This window comes from Amycolatopsis sp. NPDC047767 (genome assembly GCF_040704195.1).
In the GTDB taxonomy this organism is placed as follows: Bacteria; Actinomycetota; Actinomycetes; order Mycobacteriales; family Pseudonocardiaceae; genus Amycolatopsis.
In genome coordinates this window covers 178,415-195,563 of sequence record NZ_JBEYSJ010000017.1, presented here as the reverse complement: position 1 = coordinate 195,563, position 17,149 = coordinate 178,415, and the positions used below count along the sequence as shown (strand labels likewise).

Genomic DNA, 17,149 nt, shown 5'->3' with positions numbered 1-17,149 from the left:
AGCCCAGGAATGCCAGACGACAGACGTAAAACGAGCGAAATTGCGATCACATTGGGCCATTCAAGTGCTTCACGGACCGTGGCAAGCACCCAAATGGCCGTATCTGATCACGCTAGCTGGACAAGTTCCAGATAATCCGCGGACCAATGATCCTCGGTCCCGTCGGGCAGGAGGATCACGCGCTCGGGCTCCAGCGCCTCGACCGCGCCCGGGTCGTGCGTCACCAGCACCACGGCGCCGGCGAAGCTGCGCAGCGCGTCCAGGACCTGCGCACGGCTGGCCGGATCGAGGTTGTTGGTCGGTTCGTCCAGCAACAGCACGTTCGCCGCACTGGAGACGAGCCCGGCCAGCGCCAGGCGGGTCTTCTCACCGCCGGAAAGCGTGCCGGCGGGCTGGTCGAGTTGTTCACCCGTGAACAGGAAGGAACCGAGCAGGTTCCGCAACTCCTGCGCCCCCGTGTCCGGCGCGAGGTGTCGGATGTTTTCCCACACGCTCGCATCGTGGTCGAGAGTTTCGTGTTCCTGTGCGTAATAGCCCAAACGCAATCCGTGACCCGGCTCGACGGAACCCGTATCCGGAGTTTCCATTCCGCCGAGGAGCCGGAGCAATGTCGTCTTTCCGGCACCGTTCAAACCGAGTACGACGACCTTCGAGCCGCGGTCGATCGCAAGATCGACTCCGGTGAAGATCTCGAGCGAGCCGTAGGACTTCGACAGCCCGTCGGCCGTGAGCGGCGTGCGGCCGCACGGGGCGGGCTCCGGGAACTTGATCCGCGCGACCTTGTCGGCCTGGCGCGTCTCGTCGAGCGAGGAGAGCATCTGCTCCGCGCGGCGCGCCATGTTCTTGGCCGCCACGGCCTTCGTCGCTTTGGCCCCGAGCTTCGCGGCCTGCTGCTGCAACGCCGACGCCTTCTTCTCGGCGTTCGCGCGCTCGCGGCGGCGGCGCTTCTCGTCGGTGGCGCGCGCGTCGAGGTAGCGCTGCCAGCTCATGTTGTAGAGGTCGATCTCGCCGCGCGTGGCGTCGAGGAACCAGACCTTGTTCACGACGTCGGCGAGCAGCTCCACGTCGTGGCTGATCACCACGAGGCCACCGTCGTGCTGCTTGAGGAAGCCGCGCAGCCACGAGATCGAGTCGGCGTCGAGGTGGTTGGTGGGCTCGTCGAGGAGCAGGATCGTCTCGGACTTGCCGCCCGCGCCGGCCTCCGCGGCGGCGAACAGGATGCGCGCGAGCTCGACCCGGCGGCGCTGGCCACCGGACAGCGTGTTCAGCGTCTGCTCGAGAATCCGGTCGGCGAGGCCGAGGTTGGAGCAGATGCGCGCGGCCTCGCTCTCGGCGGCGTACCCGCCCAGGGAGGCGAACCGCTCTTCGAGGCGGCTGTAGCGGTTGACCGCCTTGTCGCGTTCCTTCTCGTCGGCCAGCTCCGCCATGGCCGTCTGCGCCTTCTCCATGTTGCGGATCAGCGCGTCGAGGCCGCGCGCGGACAGCACGCGGTCCTTCGCCGTGACGGACAGGTCGCCCTCGCGCGGGTCCTGCGGCAGGTAGCCGAGCTCACCGCTGCGGCGGACTTCGCCCGCGTGCGGTTCGCCCTCGCCCGCGAGGACCTTCAGCGAGGTGGTCTTGCCGGCGCCGTTGCGGCCGACGAGACCGATGCGGTCGCCGGGCTGGATGCGGAGCGTGGCGCCGTTGAGCAGGATGCGCGAGCCGGCACGCAGCTCGAGGCCAGTGGCCGTGATCAAGGGAACTCCCGGATTCGGGGGTGAACGTGGACAGCGACAGGCACCGGCATCGCCCGCCGTCCCCGCTCCCTGCGAAGATCGGTCACGAGCGCCCGGTGCGGCAGCTACTCCGTGAGGATTTCCCGTTCCACGGGACCCAGTGTACGGGGCGGCGTCGAACGGTTTTCCGCCGCGTGGCGGGTCTCACGCTCCGCTCAGGACCACTTCCACGGAGATCGCCCGTCCGGCCGCGTCGTCGAGCACGTCGCGCCGCGGCTCGGGGATGTCGAGCACGCGCGCCTCGGCGCGGGCGAACAGCGGGTGGAGCCGGTGGTCGGCGCGCAGTTCGCCGAGCGCGAGGCGGTCGCCGCCGAGCACGACGGCGTCCACTTCGGACAGTCGGGGCACGAGGACCTCGACCGCGTCCTGCGCGGCCGCGCGCAGCGCCACCCGGGCCTGCCCCGCGCGGCGGCGCGCGAAGCGCTGCTGCGACCAGCCGCCCGCGGCCGTGCGGCCCTGCACGAGGTGGCGGTCGGTGCGCGAGACGAGCACCCTCCCGCCGCGCGCGAGCCCGAGGGAGTGCCCGCCGAGGCGGACCAGCAGCAACGCGAGCAGCCGCGGCACCAGCGCGTGGGCCACGAGCGGTTCGACGGCCAGCCCCTCGTGCCTGCCCGTGACGGCGAGCGGTCCGAAGGGGACGGTCGCGGTGGCGGTGACGCCGTTGCGCGCGAAGACGCGGACCTCGTGCTCGCCGAGCTCGGTCGTGCCGACGCCGTCGTTGCGTTCGGCGAAGCGCGTGAACCAGCCGGCGAGGCGCTCGGGCGCGACCTCGACCGCCGTCCCGCCGCCCGCGACCCGCCGCGCCCTGGCCATGCGGACAACGGTACGGGGCCGCCGCGAAAACGCGACGGCCCCGTCCAGGTGGATCGGTGTTGCTCGAAGGATCAGGCGATGGCCGGACCGGCGTGAACCACCGGACGGACGAGCGCGGCCGCTCCGGCCGTGCTCCCGGTGCTCCCGGTGCTCCCCGTGCCCGCCGACGCGTAACCGTTGACGTGCAGCGAGACGCTGCGGATCGAGCCCGTGTCACCGCCGGCGACGTCGACCGCCTTGAACGTCCACGTGCCGTCGGCCGAGGTCCCGGCGAGCGGGGTCTGCGGGTCGATCGGCAGGTAGGTGCCCGTGAACGGCGCGAACTGCGACCCGACCGTGCTCAGCAGCGCCGAAGCGCTGTCGTCGAACACGACCTGGCACAGGTTGTTGCCGCCGCTGCCGGCCCGCTGGAACAGCGTGGCCGACGCGCCCGACGGCGAGGTCAGCGTGCCGACCAGGTCCGCGACGTAGGTGTGGTCCAGGCCGACCGTGGTCGAGCCCTCGTCGGCGGTGCAGCTTGACCCGTCGATCGAGACCGAGACCTTCGACGCGGCCCCGACCCCGCTCACCACCAGCGGAACGGAGGCGCCGAGCTGCGAGTTGTCCGGGATCGCGACCGGCGCGCCGGTGTAGGAGAACGTCTGCACCACCGGCGACGGCGTGCCCACCGGGAGCGCGAAGGTGCTGGTCGTCGGCGAGAACGAACCCGCGAACGTCACCTTGGCCGAAAGCACCACCGGCACGCCGAGGCCCTGGCTGGCCGGGACCGTGACGGTGAAGTCGTTGACGCCGGTCTGGCCCGGGCTGATCGTGCCGTAGGACTTGGCGCGCGGCGCGATCGTGACGCCGGGCGTCGTCGTGGTGAGCACGACGCTCGTGGACGACGCGACCCCGTCGCCGGTGTTGGTCACCGGCAGCGTCACCTTCGCGGTGTCACCGGGGTCGAGGGTGCTGCCGCCGTCGGGTCCGGTGACGGTCGGCGACTGGGCCTGCGCGTAGGGCTGCGGGCTGGCGCCGGTGTAGGCGAGCACCCGGTCGGCGAGGACGACGCCCGCGCCGGTGAGGTTGTCGCTGCCGGGCGCCTCGATGTCCACGGCCGTCGCGAGGAACGCGTCGCGAACGTCCGAACCGGACAGACCGGGGTTGCCGGAGAGCACGAGGCTCGCGATGGCGGCGGCGTGCGGCGCGGCGGCCGAGGTGCCGAAGAACGGGTCGAACCCGCTCACCGAGGTGCGGACGCCGTCGGCCGCGGTGATCTCCGGCTTGTCGCGGACCTCGCCACCGGTCGAGGAGACGTTGCCCGGCGTGATGGGCGTGCCGTCGGCCTCGTAGAACATCCGGCGCGGGCCGTCGGAGCTGAACCGCTCGGCCTTGCTGGCCGAGGAGAACGCGCCGGGGAACGGGCCGGTCGGGTTGGCCGGGTCACCGGGCTCGAGCGCCCGGCCGAACGCGGCGGCCGCGGGTGCCGCGGCGACGGAGAACGCGTTGCGCGCCGAGGAGTGCCCGACCGTGACGCCCGGGGTGCTGTAGGCCTTGAGGCCGTCGGCCGAGTCGCGGAAGCGGCTGCCGAACGCGGTCAGCGAGAGGTAGCGGCCCTCGCCCGAGAACTTGACCACCGCGAGCCGCAGGCCGGTGCCGCCGAAGAGCGGGGTGGCGAGCTGCTCGTACGGATCCTGGGTGCCGTCCTGCACGTCCTGGCTGAACGAGACGACGTTGCCCGCCGCGTCGAGGAGGTAGAGGTCGTAGTCGTCGCCCGCGGCGCCGAGCGGGTCGGACCAGTGCAGCGTCACGGGGATGTTGCCCGACGACGCGTCGGAGATCGGCTCGAAGATCTGGTTGCCCGCCGCGCCCGCGAAGTTGTGCGCGGTGCCGGCGAACTTGCCGACCGACTTGCCCGAGTCGACGAAGTCGCCTTCCCAGTGGGCGGCGGTGCCGTCGGCGACGTTGCCCTCGTTGCCCGCGGAGGAGAAGTAGAGCGCGCCGTCGGCGGTCACGTCGTTCACGGCCTGGGCGATGATCCAGTCCTGGAACGGGGATTCCTTGAAGTAGATGACGTCGTCGACGATCACGTCGCAGTGCGACTCGAAGCGCAGCTTGCGGATGTTGTCGGCGAAGCTCGCGTCGGAGGCGAACGCGGAGGCGAAACCGAGGGCGGCGTTGGGCGCGAGGTCGTGGATGATCTCCAGCATCGCGGTGCCCTCGTCGCCGTCGCCGGCCTGGCCGGGGACGACGTCGACGGCCGGCAGCTCGCCCTTGGCCTGCGAGACCGCGAGCGAGTCGACGCCGTCGGACAGCGCGCACGCCTTCACGCCGGTGCCGGTGACGCCGTACTGCTGGCGGGCGAGGTCGGCGTTGTGCGCGCGGTCGCCCTCGCTGGTGATGGTGGCCGCGGCGGCCCGCTTGTTCTTCGCCGCCAGCGCCTGGTTCAGCGCGGCGTCGAGGCGGGCGGCCTTCTGCTGCTTGGTCTCGACGGGCGCCGTTTTCCCTTGCCCCGCCTTGGTTTCCAGCTCGCGGGCGGTGATCGCCTGGTCGGCGGTTTCGACCCGCTTCACGTCAGCGCGCGCCGCGATCGCCGGCAGCGCCGCCAGCGGCACCTCGGCGCGGATGCTCGCGGCCTTGTCCGACACCGTGCGCACGGCGGCGCCGGCCTTGCGCAGGTCGTTCACCAGCGCGTCGGACACCTTCGTGACCCGGATGTCCACGACCGCGGTGCTCGCCGTACCCGCCCCCAGCGCGGGTACGGCCGAGGCACTCAGCTTCCGGGAACGCAGCTTCTGCGTGACGAGCAGGCGGCTGTCCAATTTGGACTCCGCCTTGGTCTGGCCGGTCTTGATCGACTGCAACGCCGCGATCTGCCGGGCGGAGTTGTCGGAGAAGGAGTCCGGTGTGGACACTGTGGCGGCGCCCGCGACCGGCGGGGCGACGATGCCCAGCGCGGCGATCAGCGCCGCGGCCCCCGCGGTCAGGACGGTCGCTCGGGATCTGGCTCTCGGTCTGAATCCGGCTCTTGTGGAACGGCTTCGACGCACGTGCGCCTCCGAATCTCGCACCGCGTGCCCCGACTCACGCTGGCCAACGCCGGTGATCACCGGCTGGATCCAGCTAAGTACCCGGGGTAAAAGGGAAAAAGGAGCCGTTAGGGTGATGTATGGCTGTAATTTTCCCATACCCGCCGGAGGTCGTAGGCCATTCAGCGGCAGTTCCGGCTCGAAGTTCCGGCTGAGCGCGTGCGGACTGGGAGCGATCTCAGAGCACGAACGAATCCGACCACGGCTGCGCGGCGCGCCCGGACAGCGCGTCGAGCAGCGTCACGGCCTGCTTGTCGGTGAGCGAAGCCACGAAGTCGACCACGGCGCGGCCGCGCGCGAGGCTGCGCACGGCGTCGGCGCCCTCCACGCGTTCGCCGGTCGCGCCCACGAGCACCTCCGGCATGGTCCGGACCAGACCCGAATACTCGTCGTGGGCGAGCTCCACGAGGTCGTACAGGCGCCGGGGCAGGCGGCTCTCCTCGTCGCGGTCGAGCAGCCACGCGTCGAGCGCGTCGACGAGCGTGGTCACGAGGCTGGCCTGCCCGCGCTGGTGCAGCGCGAGGTCGGGGCGCAGCAACACGAATCGGCGGTGCACGAACTTCAGCACCTGCACCTCGTGCCACTGCGCGGTGCGCAGCGAGACGTGCCCGGAGCGAGCGGAGGGCGAGGACAGCACGAAGACGCCGTCGACGAGCCGGGAGGTCCAATTGGCCGAGAACGCGGCCGTGGCCTGCTCGGCCTCGATCGAGCCGTCGAACCCGTTCTCGAGCAGCCCGTCGACGAGCTCCCGCTGCACGCGCCGGACGGCCGCGGCGAACGCGTCGTCGTCGGCGATCCAGCTGTCCTTGAGGTGCATGCGCCGGCGCAGCTGTTCGAGCGAACGGCCCGGGCGGCGCAGCTGCGCGGCGACCTGCTCGTCGTCGAGCGCGGCCAGGTCCAGCGCGTGGTCGAGCCACTCCCCCAGCTCCGCGGCGACCGGCGCGTGCTGCAGCACACCGATGCGGTGGAAGTCCTGCAGGTCGTGGATCGCGTAGGCGATGTCGTCGGCGGTGTCCATCACGGCCGCCTCCACCGTCTGCTGCCACGGCTCGATGCGCCCGGTGAACGGGCCGCGCGCCTGCGCGAAGTCGTCGAGTTCGGTGGCGTAGGCGGAAAACTTGCTCGCGCCGGTGCCCGGTGAGCTCTCGGGCTCGGCCGCGCCGCGCGGCTGCGTGCGCATCGCCGTCGGGTGCGGCTCGGGGTAGTGCAGCCGCGCCCACGGGTACTTCAGCACCGCGGCGCGCACGGCCGCGGTGAGGTCGAGACCGATCGCGGACGGGCCGCGCACGTCGGTGGTGGTGAGGATGCGGAACGTCTGCGCGTTGCCCTCGAAGCCGTCGGCGAGGCCGAAGCGGTGGCGGGCGATGCGGTCGAGCGTCTGCTCGCCGAGGTGGCCGAACGGCGGGTGCCCGAGGTCGTGGGCGAGCGCGGCGGCCTCACAGACGTCGGGGTCGCAGCCGCCGAGCTTCGCGGCCAGCTCGGCCGACTCGCTGGCGCCGGTGATCCGCTCCGCGATCGCGCGGGCGACCTGCGCGACCTTGAGGCTGTGGGTGAGCCGGTTGTGCAACAGCCCGGCGCCGCCGGCGCTGACCACCTGCGTGACCCCGCCCAGGCGCGCGAAGAACGGCGAGGCGGCGATGCGGTCGCGGTCGATGCGGAACGGGCTGGTGGCAAGATCCGTGAACCCGCCCACGGAGCTCGACGGGTCCCTTCGCGCGGCCCTCGGGTCGGTCTCGGACATGCGCTCCACCGTATCTGTCCGGCGCCCGGCGGACCCGCCGGATACGGCAGGATCGGACGGGTGAGCGACGTGCTGATCGCGGGCGGCGGACCCGCCGGGTGGGCGCTGGCGCACGCCTGCGCCCGGCGCGGGCTCGCGACCACGCTCGTCGACGCCGCGCCGCAGGCGCCGTGGCGCAGCACCTACGGCGCGTGGGCCGACGAGCTGCCCGGGCTGCCGGGTGAGGCGATCGCGTCGGCACCCGGCGCGACGGTTGCGTTCGGCACGCGCGAGCACCGGCTCGACCGCGGCTACCTCGTGTTCGACAACGCCGGCCTGCGCTCGTGGCTCGCGGCGGCGCCGGTGACGGTGGTGACCGGACGGGTCGCGCGCGCCGAGCACGGGCGCCACGGCTCGACGGTGGTGCTGGCCGACGACCGCCGGCTCGCCACCGCGGTGGTCGTGGACGCGTCGGGGCGCAACCGGGCGCTGTCCGGCGGGCCGCCGGGTGGGCCGCGCGCCGAGCAGACGGCGTACGGCCTCGTGCTGCCGGCCGCCGACGCCGAGCGGCTCGTGCCCGGCGCGTCGGACACGGCCGTGTTCATGGACTGGCGCGACGGCACGCCGAGCTTCCGCTACCTGCTCCCGCTCGGCGACGGCACGGTGCTCGTGGAGGAGACGTCGCTCGCGCACCGGCCGGGCGCGCCCGTCGACGAGCTCGCCGCGCGGCTGCGGACCCGGCTCGCGGGCGCGGGGCTGCGGCCGCACGGCCGGGAGGAACGGGTGCGAATCGTGCTCGACGTGCCGCTGCCGGGGCGTGGGGCGGTGGTCCCGTTCGGGGTCGCCGCCGGGCTCGTGCACCCCGCCACCGGGTACAGCGTCGCGACGGCGCTGCGGCTGGCCCCGCGCGTGGCCGCGGCGCTGGCGGGTGCGTTCGAGGCCGGGCCGGCGGCGGCGGTGCGCGCGGCCCGCCGGACACTGTGGACAGCCGAGGCGCGGGCCGTGCATTCCCTGCGGCAGTACGGATTGCGTGCTTTGCGCCGGATGTCGCCTGCCGAGCTCGCCGAGTTCTTCGATCTCTTCTTCGCGCTGCCGGCTCCGGTGCAGCAGGCCTACACGTCGGGCCGGGAGGACCTGCCGGGCACGGCGGCGGCGATGGCCCGGCTGTTCCGCGCGGCGCCGCCGACGCTGCGCGCGCGGCTCGCGGGCCGCCGGCCGAATACGATTCGGTAACGGCGTCGAAATCGGCAGCCGAATGCGCGGGCGGGCTGCCGGGAGCGGTACCACGTGCGGAACCGGCGGACCGAACGGGGGCCGCTCCGCGAATTCCGTATCCGAAACTTCTTCGGGTCAAACGATCAAGCTCCAGGTGGACGGACGCGCTGGTCACTGCCGCGAACCGACCCACCACGGACGGTGTGCGAGTTCGTGTACCGGCATGGTGAAGACGGGAATTTTCACACTTCCGAACGGCCCACGGAAATCCATCCCGAACGGGTGATCGCTACCGATTTTCGTTACTCCGATTCAGGTAACTCAGGTTCCGGCGCGGTGAACATCTGTTGACAACGGTTTCGTTTCCGCGCGAGAGGATGCGACGATCTCCGGGTGACGACGCCCCGTGCGGTCCGGTTCGCCTTCCAGCCGATGTACAGCCTGCACACCGGCGGCGTTGTCGCGTACGAAGCGCTCGCCCGCCCCGGCAAGGGGACGGCCCACGAGCTGCTCGCCGAAGCCCGCCGTGCCGGCCGCCTGGCCGAGGTCGACCTGGGCCTGGCCGCGGCCGCGGTGCGCCAGGAGGCCGAGCGCCCGAGCGCGCTGCCGCTGCACCTGAACATCTCCGCCCGCACGCTCGCGTCGGGCCCGGCCGCGTTCGACGAGCTGATCGCCGAGCTCGGCGCCGCCGGCCGCCGCACGCGTGACGTGGTCCTGGAGATCGGCCCGCCGTTCACGCACCTGCCCGGAGACCGGCTGCTGGGCGGTATGCGAGCTTTGTCGGAGCTGGGCTTCCGGCTGGCGCTCGACGGCCTCGGCCGCGGCGACCTCCCGCTGGCCCTGCTGGCGCAGGCGCCGGTGGACCTGGTGAAGCTCGACCGCAGCGTGCTGCGCGGCCTGCCCGACGAGCCGGCGGCCGTCGCGGTGGTCGAGTCGCTGCTGCACTTCACGACGCGGACCGGCATCCGGCTCGTCGCGACCGGCATCGAGACCGGCCCGCAGCTGGACGCGGCGCAGAGCCTCGGCGTGCGCATCGCGCAGGGCAACCTGCTGGCGCCGCCGGCCGCGCACCGCAGCGCGCCGTCGGCCGGCGCCGTGGTGCCCGACGATCGCCGCTCGCCCGCGCCGCCCACCGCGCCCCGCGTGGGCGACTTCCTGCGTCCCGCCACCACGCTGCCGTCCGACGCGACCTGCGACGACGTGCGCGAGGTCCTGGCGGCGGCCGACGCCCCGACCGGCGTGATCGGCGTCGACGAGCACAACCGTCCACGGTGGTCGGTGGACCGCACGCGGTTCCTGGTCGCCGTGACCGGCCCGTACGGCCACGCCCTGCACGCCAAGCGCCCGGCCGAGCGGCTGGCCGACAAGCCGCACACCATCGACGCCACGGCGAGCGCGCTGGAGTTCCTCGAGCTGGTCACCGACGCCGACTGGGGCCGCACCGGCGACGACGTGGTCGTGGTCGACAACGCGGGCCGGACCCTCGGCGTGGTGCTGGTGACCGAGGTGGTCCGCGGCGTGGCCGAGGCGAAGGTCGAGGAGGCCGTGACACTGAGCCCGCTCACGCGGCTGCCGGGCAGCGAGGCCGTGGCCCGCGACGTCGAACGCCGCATCTCCACGGGCGAGCAGTTCGTGGCGGCGTGGCTCGACGTCGACTCCTTCAAGTCCGTGAACGACAACGCCGGCTTCGCCGCGGGCGACGACCTCATCCGCGCCCTCGGCGAAACCCTCACGGGACTCTCGCGGCGCCTCCCGCGCATGCGCGTCAGCCACGTCGGCGGCGACGACTTCCTCATCGTCTGCGACGTCGACGAGATCGGCACGGTCGCCGCCGCCCTCCTCGACACGCACTGGTCCGCCGAGGGCATGCCGGTCACCGTGTCCCTCGCCACCCTCGTCTGCGGCAGCGGCTCCATCGCCTCCTACCGCGACGCCTCCCGCCTGCTCGCCCCGCTCAAGAAGCGCGCCAAAGCGGTGCCCGGCTCGAGCTGGGTCCTGAGCCGCCCGGGCTCCGACCGCGTCGAAGTCCTCCGCGGCATCGGCCGCGACGTGGCGGTCAGCCGCTCAGCTTGAGCCGACCTGGCCGGGGTTTTCAGGGCTCGGGTTGGTCGGGGCCCCGACGCACGTGGGCCGGTCAGGGTTTCGGTGTTACGAAGCCCGACTCGTAAGCCCGGATGACCGCCTGGGTGCGGTCGCGTGCGCCGAGTTTGGCGAGGATGTTGCCGACGTGGGTTTTGACCGTTTGGAGGCCCAGGTAGAGGTTCGTGGCGATTTCGGTGTTGGACAGGCCGGCGGCCATGAGGCGCAGGACTTCGCGTTCGCGGTCGGTGAGGGCGGCGGAGGTGAGGCCGTCGCGGGCCGGGCCGCGGGAGTGGGCGGCGGCGAGGCGGCGGATGGCGGCCGGGAACAGCAGGGACTCACCCGTGGCCACCGTGCGGATGCCCGCGACGATCTCCTCCGGGCGGGCGCGCTTGAGCAGGAAGCCGCTGGCGCCGGCGAGCAGGGCGTCGTACACGTAGTCGTCGTTTTCGAAGGTGGTCACGACGATGACCTTCGGCGGCGCGTCCACAGTGGACATCAGGTGCCGCGTCGCGCGGATCCCGTCGACGGCGGGCATGCGCACGTCCATCAGCACCACGTCGGGACACAGGCGCGCGACCAGCCCGGGGACCTCGGCGCCGTCGGCGGCCTCGCCGACCACGGTGAGGTCCGGCTCCGCGTCGACGATCGCGCGCAGGCCGGCGCGGATGAGCGGTTCGTCGTCGACCAGCAGCACGTTCATCGGTTCGCCCACGGCACCGTCACCACGACCTCCCACCGGTCCCCCGCCGGTCCGGCGGCCAGCTTGCCACCCAGCAGCTCCGCCCGCTCGGCCATGCCCCGCAGGCCGCGCCCACCGCGGGCCCGCGACGGCCGCGCGGCGCCCAGCGGGTTCGCCACCGTCGCGCACAGCTGCCCGGCCGACACCGCCACGTCGACGCTCACCGGCACCTGACCCGCGTAGCGCACCGCGTTGGTCAGGCACTCCTGCAGGATCCGGTACACCTCGCGCGACACCACCGCGGGCACCGCGGCCAGCGAACCCCGCACGTCGGCGTGCACTTCCGCGCCCGCCAGCCGCGTCGCCTCGACGAGCGCCGGCAGCTCCGCCAGGCCCGGCTGCGGGTTGCGCGACGAAGCCCCGTCGCGCAACAACCCGAGTACGTGGTCGAGGTCCTCCAGCGCCGTACGCGCCGATTCCTCGATGGCCGTGAGCGCCTGCTCGGTGAACCCCGGGTCGGTCCGCAGCGTGCGACGCGCGGCTCCCGCCTGCACCGTCACCACGGACAACGCGTGCCCCACCGAGTCGTGCAGCTCGCGCGCCAGCCGGGTGCGCTCGGCCAGCTGCTCGGTCCGCCGCTCGAGCTGCGCGATGCGCTCGGCCGCCGACATCCCCAGCAGCGCCCCCGCCGCCCGCCGCAGCAGCCCGCCGACGCCCCACACCGCGTAGACCAGCACCAGGAACGCGGCTGCGAACGCCACCGGCAGCCACGCCGACCCCCACCCCCGGTGCACCGCGACGACCTCGGTGCCGTTGTCCACCAGCTTCCCCGTGAACACCGCGCTCACCGAAAACCCGAACCCCACCGGCACGGCGAGCGTCACGGTGCTCACCACCGCCCCGACCCCCACGTGCAGCACGAACATCACGCTGTACCGCGCCCGCGCCCGCACGGTGGCCGGCCGCCCCGCCGCCGCCTCGCCGAGCAGCTCCCGCACCGCGGCCGCCTCCAGCACCCGCACCGCCGGCAGGAACGACGTCGCCCCCAGCACCACCACCGTCACCACGACCCCGAGCACCGACGCCCACCCGATCGACGTCACGAACGGCGCCAACGCAGGCACCGCCACCGCCGCCAACAACAGGTACGGCACGCTGATCGCCCCGCCCAGGATCAGGTAGACCCATCGGCGATAGGTCACCCCGCTCACCACCGGCCGGAGAACTCCCACCCCCGAATCCTCCCAGCCGCCCCGCCTCCCCGCCTCCCTCCACAGCGGGAACCACGCTCACGAACCGCCGGCCGACGCCGCCCCAACACCGCAGCCAACACCACGACAAAACCGCAGCCGAACTACACACCGCGCGGGAACGCCCAGCCCCTCCCCCGCCCCGATCCGAAGCCAAAACACGATTCAGGGCCATTTGTCGAGGTACTCTTTCCAGCCTTGACAAATGGCCCTGAACCGTAGTCACAATCAGAAATCGGGGCGCCTTCCCGCACCCACCATTCCGATCAGGAAAGCCCGGAAATCCTCAGTAAACCCCAGCCGTAACCCGAGTCCCCACGCCCTTCACACCCCCGAACCCGTTCCGCCACAGCTGCTGCACCTTCGCCGCCTCCTGCGCACTCGGCTTGGCATTGGTGCACGACGTCCCCGGACCGTGCCCCGACATCAACTCCGAACAAGGCCCGTCGTAATCATCCGGCAACCCGAGATTGTGGCCCAACTCGTGCGCCGCAATCCTCGTCGGATCAAACCCTTCTGCCACCTGAGACGTATCCAGATAAACGTTCCCGTTCCCGTGCCCGTCAGTCTGCGTATACGACCCGCCACTGTGGATCTCGTGGAACACCACCGTCGCTCCGGACGAGCGCTTCACCAGCTTCACATCGGTCACCGCGGCGTTCCAGTTCGCCGCGCCCTGGTCGATCTGGGCCACGTAATCCGGTGCCCCGCTCGACGTGTAGTAGATCGTGGTCGCCGCGGCGGCCTCCGCGCCCGGCCCCGCGACCAGCCCGACACCCAGCGGCGCCGCCACCGCCACCGCGATCGCCGCGATGCGCCCGAACCCGCGTGCCCTCATTCGCGTCTCCTTCACCGAATTGTCCGCTCCGGCCACCGGAAACCCGGCAACCGCGGTTCGATCCACGACGTTAGGAGTTCACCAATCACCGCGGCCACGTCCGAAAGTAGGTGACCCGGTACCGTCCGTCAGCACGGTCCCCCGCGAGAGGGAATCCAGTCCCGCCGCGGCTGGAACCGCAAGGCCGCGAACCCTGGTGTGCTCGACGACCATGGAAACCCTGCTGGTCGGCTTGTTCGCCTACGTCCTCGTGCTGTGGCCGCTCGTCGCCGCGTCGCGGCGGGTGCTCGGCGTTCGGATCGGGTACGTCCGCGCGCTGTGCGCGGCGGTGTTCGGCTGGGTCGTCGGCGGCCTGGTGGTCCGGACCTTCCCGCTCACGGTCCTCACCAGCGCCGGCGCGGCGGTCGGGCTGCTCATCCCGCTGGCCGGGTGCGCCCTGGCCGCGACGCTGCTGTTCCTGTTCGTCGCGGAGCTGGCCGCGCCGTCGGGTGCCACGCCCGGGTTGTTCGGGCAGCTGCGTTCGGTGCGCGCCCGCGTCGCGCGGGCCCGGCGCTACTCGCGGATCGTGCGCATCGCGATCAGCCACGGCCTCGGCGGATATCTCACCGGACGTCGCGAACCCGGCCTCGGGCCCGGCCGCCACGCCAAGCTCGCGCGGTCGCTGCGCCGTGCCCTGGAGGAGGGCGGCGTGACGTTCGTGAAGCTCGGCCAGCTGCTCTCCACCCGCGCCGACCTGCTGCCGCCCGCCTTCGTCGACGAGCTCGGCCGGCTGCAGGACCGCGTGGCGCCGGCACCCGCCGAAGCCGTGTTCGCCCTGCTGCGAGAGGAACTCGCCGCCGACCCGGACGATGTCTTCGCCGAGTTCGACCCGGAACCGCTCGCGGCGGCGTCGATCGCCCAGGTCTACGGGGCGCGGCTGCGGTCCGGTGCCGAAGTCGTGGTCAAGGTCCAGCGGCCGGGCGTTCGCGCGCAGGCCGAACGCGACGTCGACATCGTCCGCCGCCTCGCCGCGCTCCTCGACGAACGGGCGGCCTGGGCCCGGGCGCTCGGCGTCGTCGACCTCGCGGACGGATTCGCCGACGCGCTGGCCGAGGAGCTGGATTTCCGCGTGGAGGCGGCCAACATCGAAGCCGTGGCGGCCCAGGCCGTGGCCGGGGTGACGCTGCCGACCGTCCACAAAGCACTGTCCACGGAGCGCGTGCTCGTGATGGGCCGCCTCGACGGCAAACCCCTCTCCACCGCGGCGCCGGGCGACCGCGAGGAGCTCGCGCGGGCGTTCCTGCGCTGCCTGCTCGACCAGGTGCTCGTCGGCGGCGTCTTCCACGCCGACCCACACCCCGGCAACGTCCTCCTGCTCGACGACGGCACCCTCGGCCTGCTCGACCTCGGTTCCGTCGGCCGGCTCGACGCGAGCCTGCGCGCCGGCCTGCAGAACCTGCTGCTCGCCCTCGACCGCGGCGACCCGGCCGCGTTGCGCGACGGACTGCTGGAGATCGTCGACCGGCCCGACGAGATCGACGAGCAGCGACTGGAACGCGCGCTCGGCACGTTGCTCGTGCGCCACTTCGGCCCGGGCCGGGCGCCGGGGCTGGACCTGCTCACCGACCTGTTCCGCGTGGTCGCCGACTTCCGCCTCGCCGTGCCGCCGCCCATCGCCGCGGTCTTCCGCGCGCTCGCGACGGCCGAAGGCACCCTGGCCACGCTCGCACCCGGCTTCGACGTGGTCGCCGAATCGCGGTCGTTCGCCGGCGAGCAGCTCGGCGCGCGCCTGCGGCCCGAGACCGTGCGCGACGAGATGCTGGCCCTGCTGCCGGTGCTGCGCCGGCTCCCCCGCCGCGTCGACCGGATCGGCGCCGCCCTCGAAGAAGGCCGCCTGTCGGTCAACGTGCGGCTGTTCTCCGACAAACGCGACCGCGACCTCGTGACGGGCCTCGTGCACGAGGTGCTGCTGGCGTTCGTGGGCATCACGACGGGCCTGATGGCCGTGCTGCTGCTCGGCAGCACGAGCGGCCCGCGGCTGCTGCCGGACCTGACGCTCAACCAGGTCTTCGGCTACAACCTGCTCGTGATCAGTGCATTGGTGGGCCTGCGGCTGCTCTTCGTCGTCTTCCGCCGGAGCGCACGACGGTCACGATCAAGCCGATGAACCCGAGCACGAACAGCGCGGCACCACCGAGGATCAGCTGCCGGGCCACGCGGAGGCCGGTGTCCGCAGTGGACGCTCCGGGCAGGCCGGCGTCGGTGAAGGCTGTCGTCGGTGTGAGGGGCACGGAGGAGAAGATCGTGCCCCTCGCGACGATCACTCCGTCGACTTTGGACAGCGGGATCGCGCCGGCGCCGGGCGCGTCGACGAATCTGCGGGAATCGATGGTGATGTCGCGCTTGTCGCCCGCGACGAAGATCGCGCCCGGCGGAACCTGCGCCGTGAACTCGTAGGCGCCGGCCGAGAGCGGCACCACCGGATCGAGGTAGGGCTCGGTGACGGACTTGCCGTTCACCTGCAGCCGGTTGTCGGGCCCGCAGCAGACCACCCGGTCGCCGCCGACGGCGATCACGCGATCGAGGAGGTGGTAGCCGGGCGGTGAGTCGGGGAACGCGTCGATCTGGAACAAGACCAGGTCGCCCCGGTGGATCTCGTGGCTCCCGGCCCAGTGGAGAACCATGGGCTCGTCGTATCCGACCGTGGCCTCCATGGAACGTTCGCCCATGCGCACGGTGGTGTAGCCGAACAGCTTCACCACCCCGGTCCCCGCGAGCACGGGGCCGGCCACGACGAACACGACGAAAAGCGCCAGAAACGGCGAAAACCGGCGCGTACGAGGCGGCGCGGCCGGGGGCGCCGGAAAGTCGGTCACGCTTCTCTATCGGGCCGGCCCTGCCGGCGTTACCGGCCGCTCGACCAGGTCTTCCGGCTGCAACCTGCTCGCGATCAGTGAGCCGGCACGGCTGCTTTCCGTCGTCTTGCGGCGGACCGCACGCCGGTCACGATCGCGCCGATGAACCCGAGCAGGAACAATGCGGCACCGCCGGCCGCCAGGTACCGGTCGTTGGCGAGCGAGGTGTCCTCAGTGGACGCTCCCGGCAGGCCGGCGTCGGTGAACGCCGTGGTGGGCTTCAAGGTGTCGGAGGCGAAGATGCTGCCCGTCGCCACGACCACACCGTTCACCTTGGACAGCGGGATGGCACCGTTGCCCGGCGCGTCCACGTAAATCCGGGAGTCACGCGAGTTGTCGCGCGTGTCGCCCGCGACGAAGATCGCACCTTCCGGAACCTGCGCCGAGAACGGCAGCGCGCCCTCGGGGGCGAGACCTTCGGGTCGAGGTAGGGCTCGGTGACCGACTTGCCGTTCACCTCGATCCGGTTCGCCGGGTCGCAGCAGAACACCCGGTCCCCGCCGACCGCGATCACGCGCTTGAGGAGCCGGCCGCCCGGCACACCGGGCAACGCGTCGGCCTGGAACACGACCAGGTCGCCCCGGTGGATCTCCCGGCCTTCACCCCAGCTGTAGACCACGGTGGTACCGGGCGGAATGGTGGCGGCCATCGAGCCGCCCGGGACGGTCACCATGCCGTAGCCGAGTACCTTCACCACACCGATCGCGGCGGCCACGGCGCCGACGACGGCGAGCATCAGGAAGATCGCCAGCAGCGGCGAGAACCGCCGCCTGACCTGCACCGGAGCGGGCGGCGGCGGAAAGTCGGGTTCGGTC

Annotated in this window: 12 protein-coding genes and 1 pseudogene; 3 read left to right on the top strand and 10 right to left on the bottom strand. The window is 72.4% G+C overall.

Annotation, left to right across the window (positions count from 1 at the left end; all coding sequences use genetic code 11):
• Window positions 1-107 precede the first annotated feature (107 nt).
• The 4 genes from AB0878_RS28705 to dgt all read right to left on the bottom strand — a co-directional run bounded on the left by AB0878_RS28705 (window position 108) and on the right by dgt (window position 7,397).
• Window positions 108-1,736 carry an ABC-F family ATP-binding cassette domain-containing protein gene (locus AB0878_RS28705; RefSeq protein WP_364047767.1) on the bottom strand — a complete coding sequence of 543 codons (1,629 nt, stop codon included), beginning with the start codon at window positions 1,734-1,736 and terminating at the stop codon, window positions 108-110.
• Window positions 1,737-1,919: 183 nt separating this feature from the next.
• Window positions 1,920-2,588 carry an acVLRF1 family peptidyl-tRNA hydrolase gene (locus AB0878_RS28700; RefSeq protein WP_366583322.1) on the bottom strand — a complete coding sequence of 223 codons (669 nt, stop codon included), beginning with the start codon at window positions 2,586-2,588 and terminating at the stop codon, window positions 1,920-1,922.
• Window positions 2,589-2,659: 71 nt separating this feature from the next.
• Window positions 2,660-5,515, bottom strand: a complete 2,856-nt coding sequence (locus AB0878_RS28695) for a S8 family serine peptidase (protein ID WP_366583345.1) — start codon at window positions 5,513-5,515, stop codon at window positions 2,660-2,662.
• Window positions 5,516-5,834: 319 nt separating this feature from the next.
• The gene (gene dgt / locus AB0878_RS28690) at window positions 5,835-7,397 is read right to left on the bottom strand and encodes a dGTP triphosphohydrolase (protein WP_366583321.1); all 1,563 of its coding nucleotides are present in this window, start codon (window positions 7,395-7,397) and stop codon (window positions 5,835-5,837) included.
• A gap of 60 nt (window positions 7,398-7,457) precedes the next feature.
• On the opposite strand from dgt, the gene AB0878_RS28685 reads away from it, so the two are divergent.
• Together AB0878_RS28685 and AB0878_RS28680 are read left to right on the top strand one after the other, a co-directional pair.
• A complete protein-coding gene (locus AB0878_RS28685) occupies window positions 7,458-8,609 on the top strand; it encodes a lycopene cyclase family protein (RefSeq protein ID WP_366583320.1) in 1,152 nt (383 codons plus the stop codon).
• A 375-nt stretch (window positions 8,610-8,984) separates the two neighbouring features.
• On the top strand, window positions 8,985-10,664 hold the full coding sequence (locus AB0878_RS28680) for a GGDEF domain-containing protein (RefSeq protein ID WP_366583319.1): 1,680 nt from the start codon (window positions 8,985-8,987) through the stop codon (window positions 10,662-10,664).
• A gap of 61 nt (window positions 10,665-10,725) precedes the next feature.
• Here AB0878_RS28680 and AB0878_RS28675 read toward each other — a convergent pair whose 3' ends face one another.
• The 3 genes from AB0878_RS28675 to AB0878_RS28665 all read right to left on the bottom strand — a co-directional run bounded on the left by AB0878_RS28675 (window position 10,726) and on the right by AB0878_RS28665 (window position 13,440).
• Window positions 10,726-11,373 carry a response regulator transcription factor gene (locus tag AB0878_RS28675; RefSeq protein ID WP_366583344.1) on the bottom strand — a complete coding sequence of 216 codons (648 nt, stop codon included), beginning with the start codon at window positions 11,371-11,373 and terminating at the stop codon, window positions 10,726-10,728.
• Window positions 11,370-12,584 (bottom strand): histidine kinase, encoded by a 1,215-nt coding sequence (locus tag AB0878_RS28670; RefSeq protein ID WP_366583318.1) that lies wholly within the window; start codon window positions 12,582-12,584, stop codon window positions 11,370-11,372. The genes AB0878_RS28675 and AB0878_RS28670 overlap by 4 nt, the downstream gene beginning before the upstream one ends.
• A 304-nt stretch (window positions 12,585-12,888) precedes the next feature.
• Complete coding sequence (locus AB0878_RS28665; protein WP_366583317.1) at window positions 12,889-13,440, bottom strand: snapalysin family zinc-dependent metalloprotease; 552 nt, start codon at window positions 13,438-13,440, stop codon at window positions 12,889-12,891.
• Window positions 13,441-13,651: 211 nt separating this feature from the next.
• Here AB0878_RS28665 and AB0878_RS28660 point away from each other — a divergent pair, with 211 nt between their 5' ends.
• Window positions 13,652-15,586 (top strand): AarF/UbiB family protein, encoded by a 1,935-nt coding sequence (locus tag AB0878_RS28660; RefSeq protein WP_366583316.1) that lies wholly within the window; start codon window positions 13,652-13,654, stop codon window positions 15,584-15,586.
• On the opposite strand, the gene lepB (AB0878_RS28655) is transcribed toward AB0878_RS28660, so the two are convergent.
• From lepB (AB0878_RS28655) to lepB (AB0878_RS28645), 3 genes and pseudogenes are all read right to left on the bottom strand, one after another.
• A complete protein-coding gene (gene lepB, locus AB0878_RS28655; protein ID WP_366583315.1) occupies window positions 15,510-16,295 on the bottom strand; it encodes a signal peptidase I in 786 nt (261 codons plus the stop codon). The genes AB0878_RS28660 and lepB (AB0878_RS28655) overlap by 77 nt on opposite strands.
• A gap of 74 nt (window positions 16,296-16,369) precedes the next feature.
• Window positions 16,370-16,597, bottom strand: a complete 228-nt coding sequence (locus AB0878_RS28650; RefSeq protein ID WP_366583348.1) for a hypothetical protein — start codon at window positions 16,595-16,597, stop codon at window positions 16,370-16,372.
• A gap of 66 nt (window positions 16,598-16,663) precedes the next feature.
• Window positions 16,664-17,070 (bottom strand): annotated as a pseudogene (gene lepB / locus AB0878_RS28645) (signal peptidase I); the annotation flags it as partial.
• Window positions 17,071-17,149 lie beyond the last annotated feature (79 nt).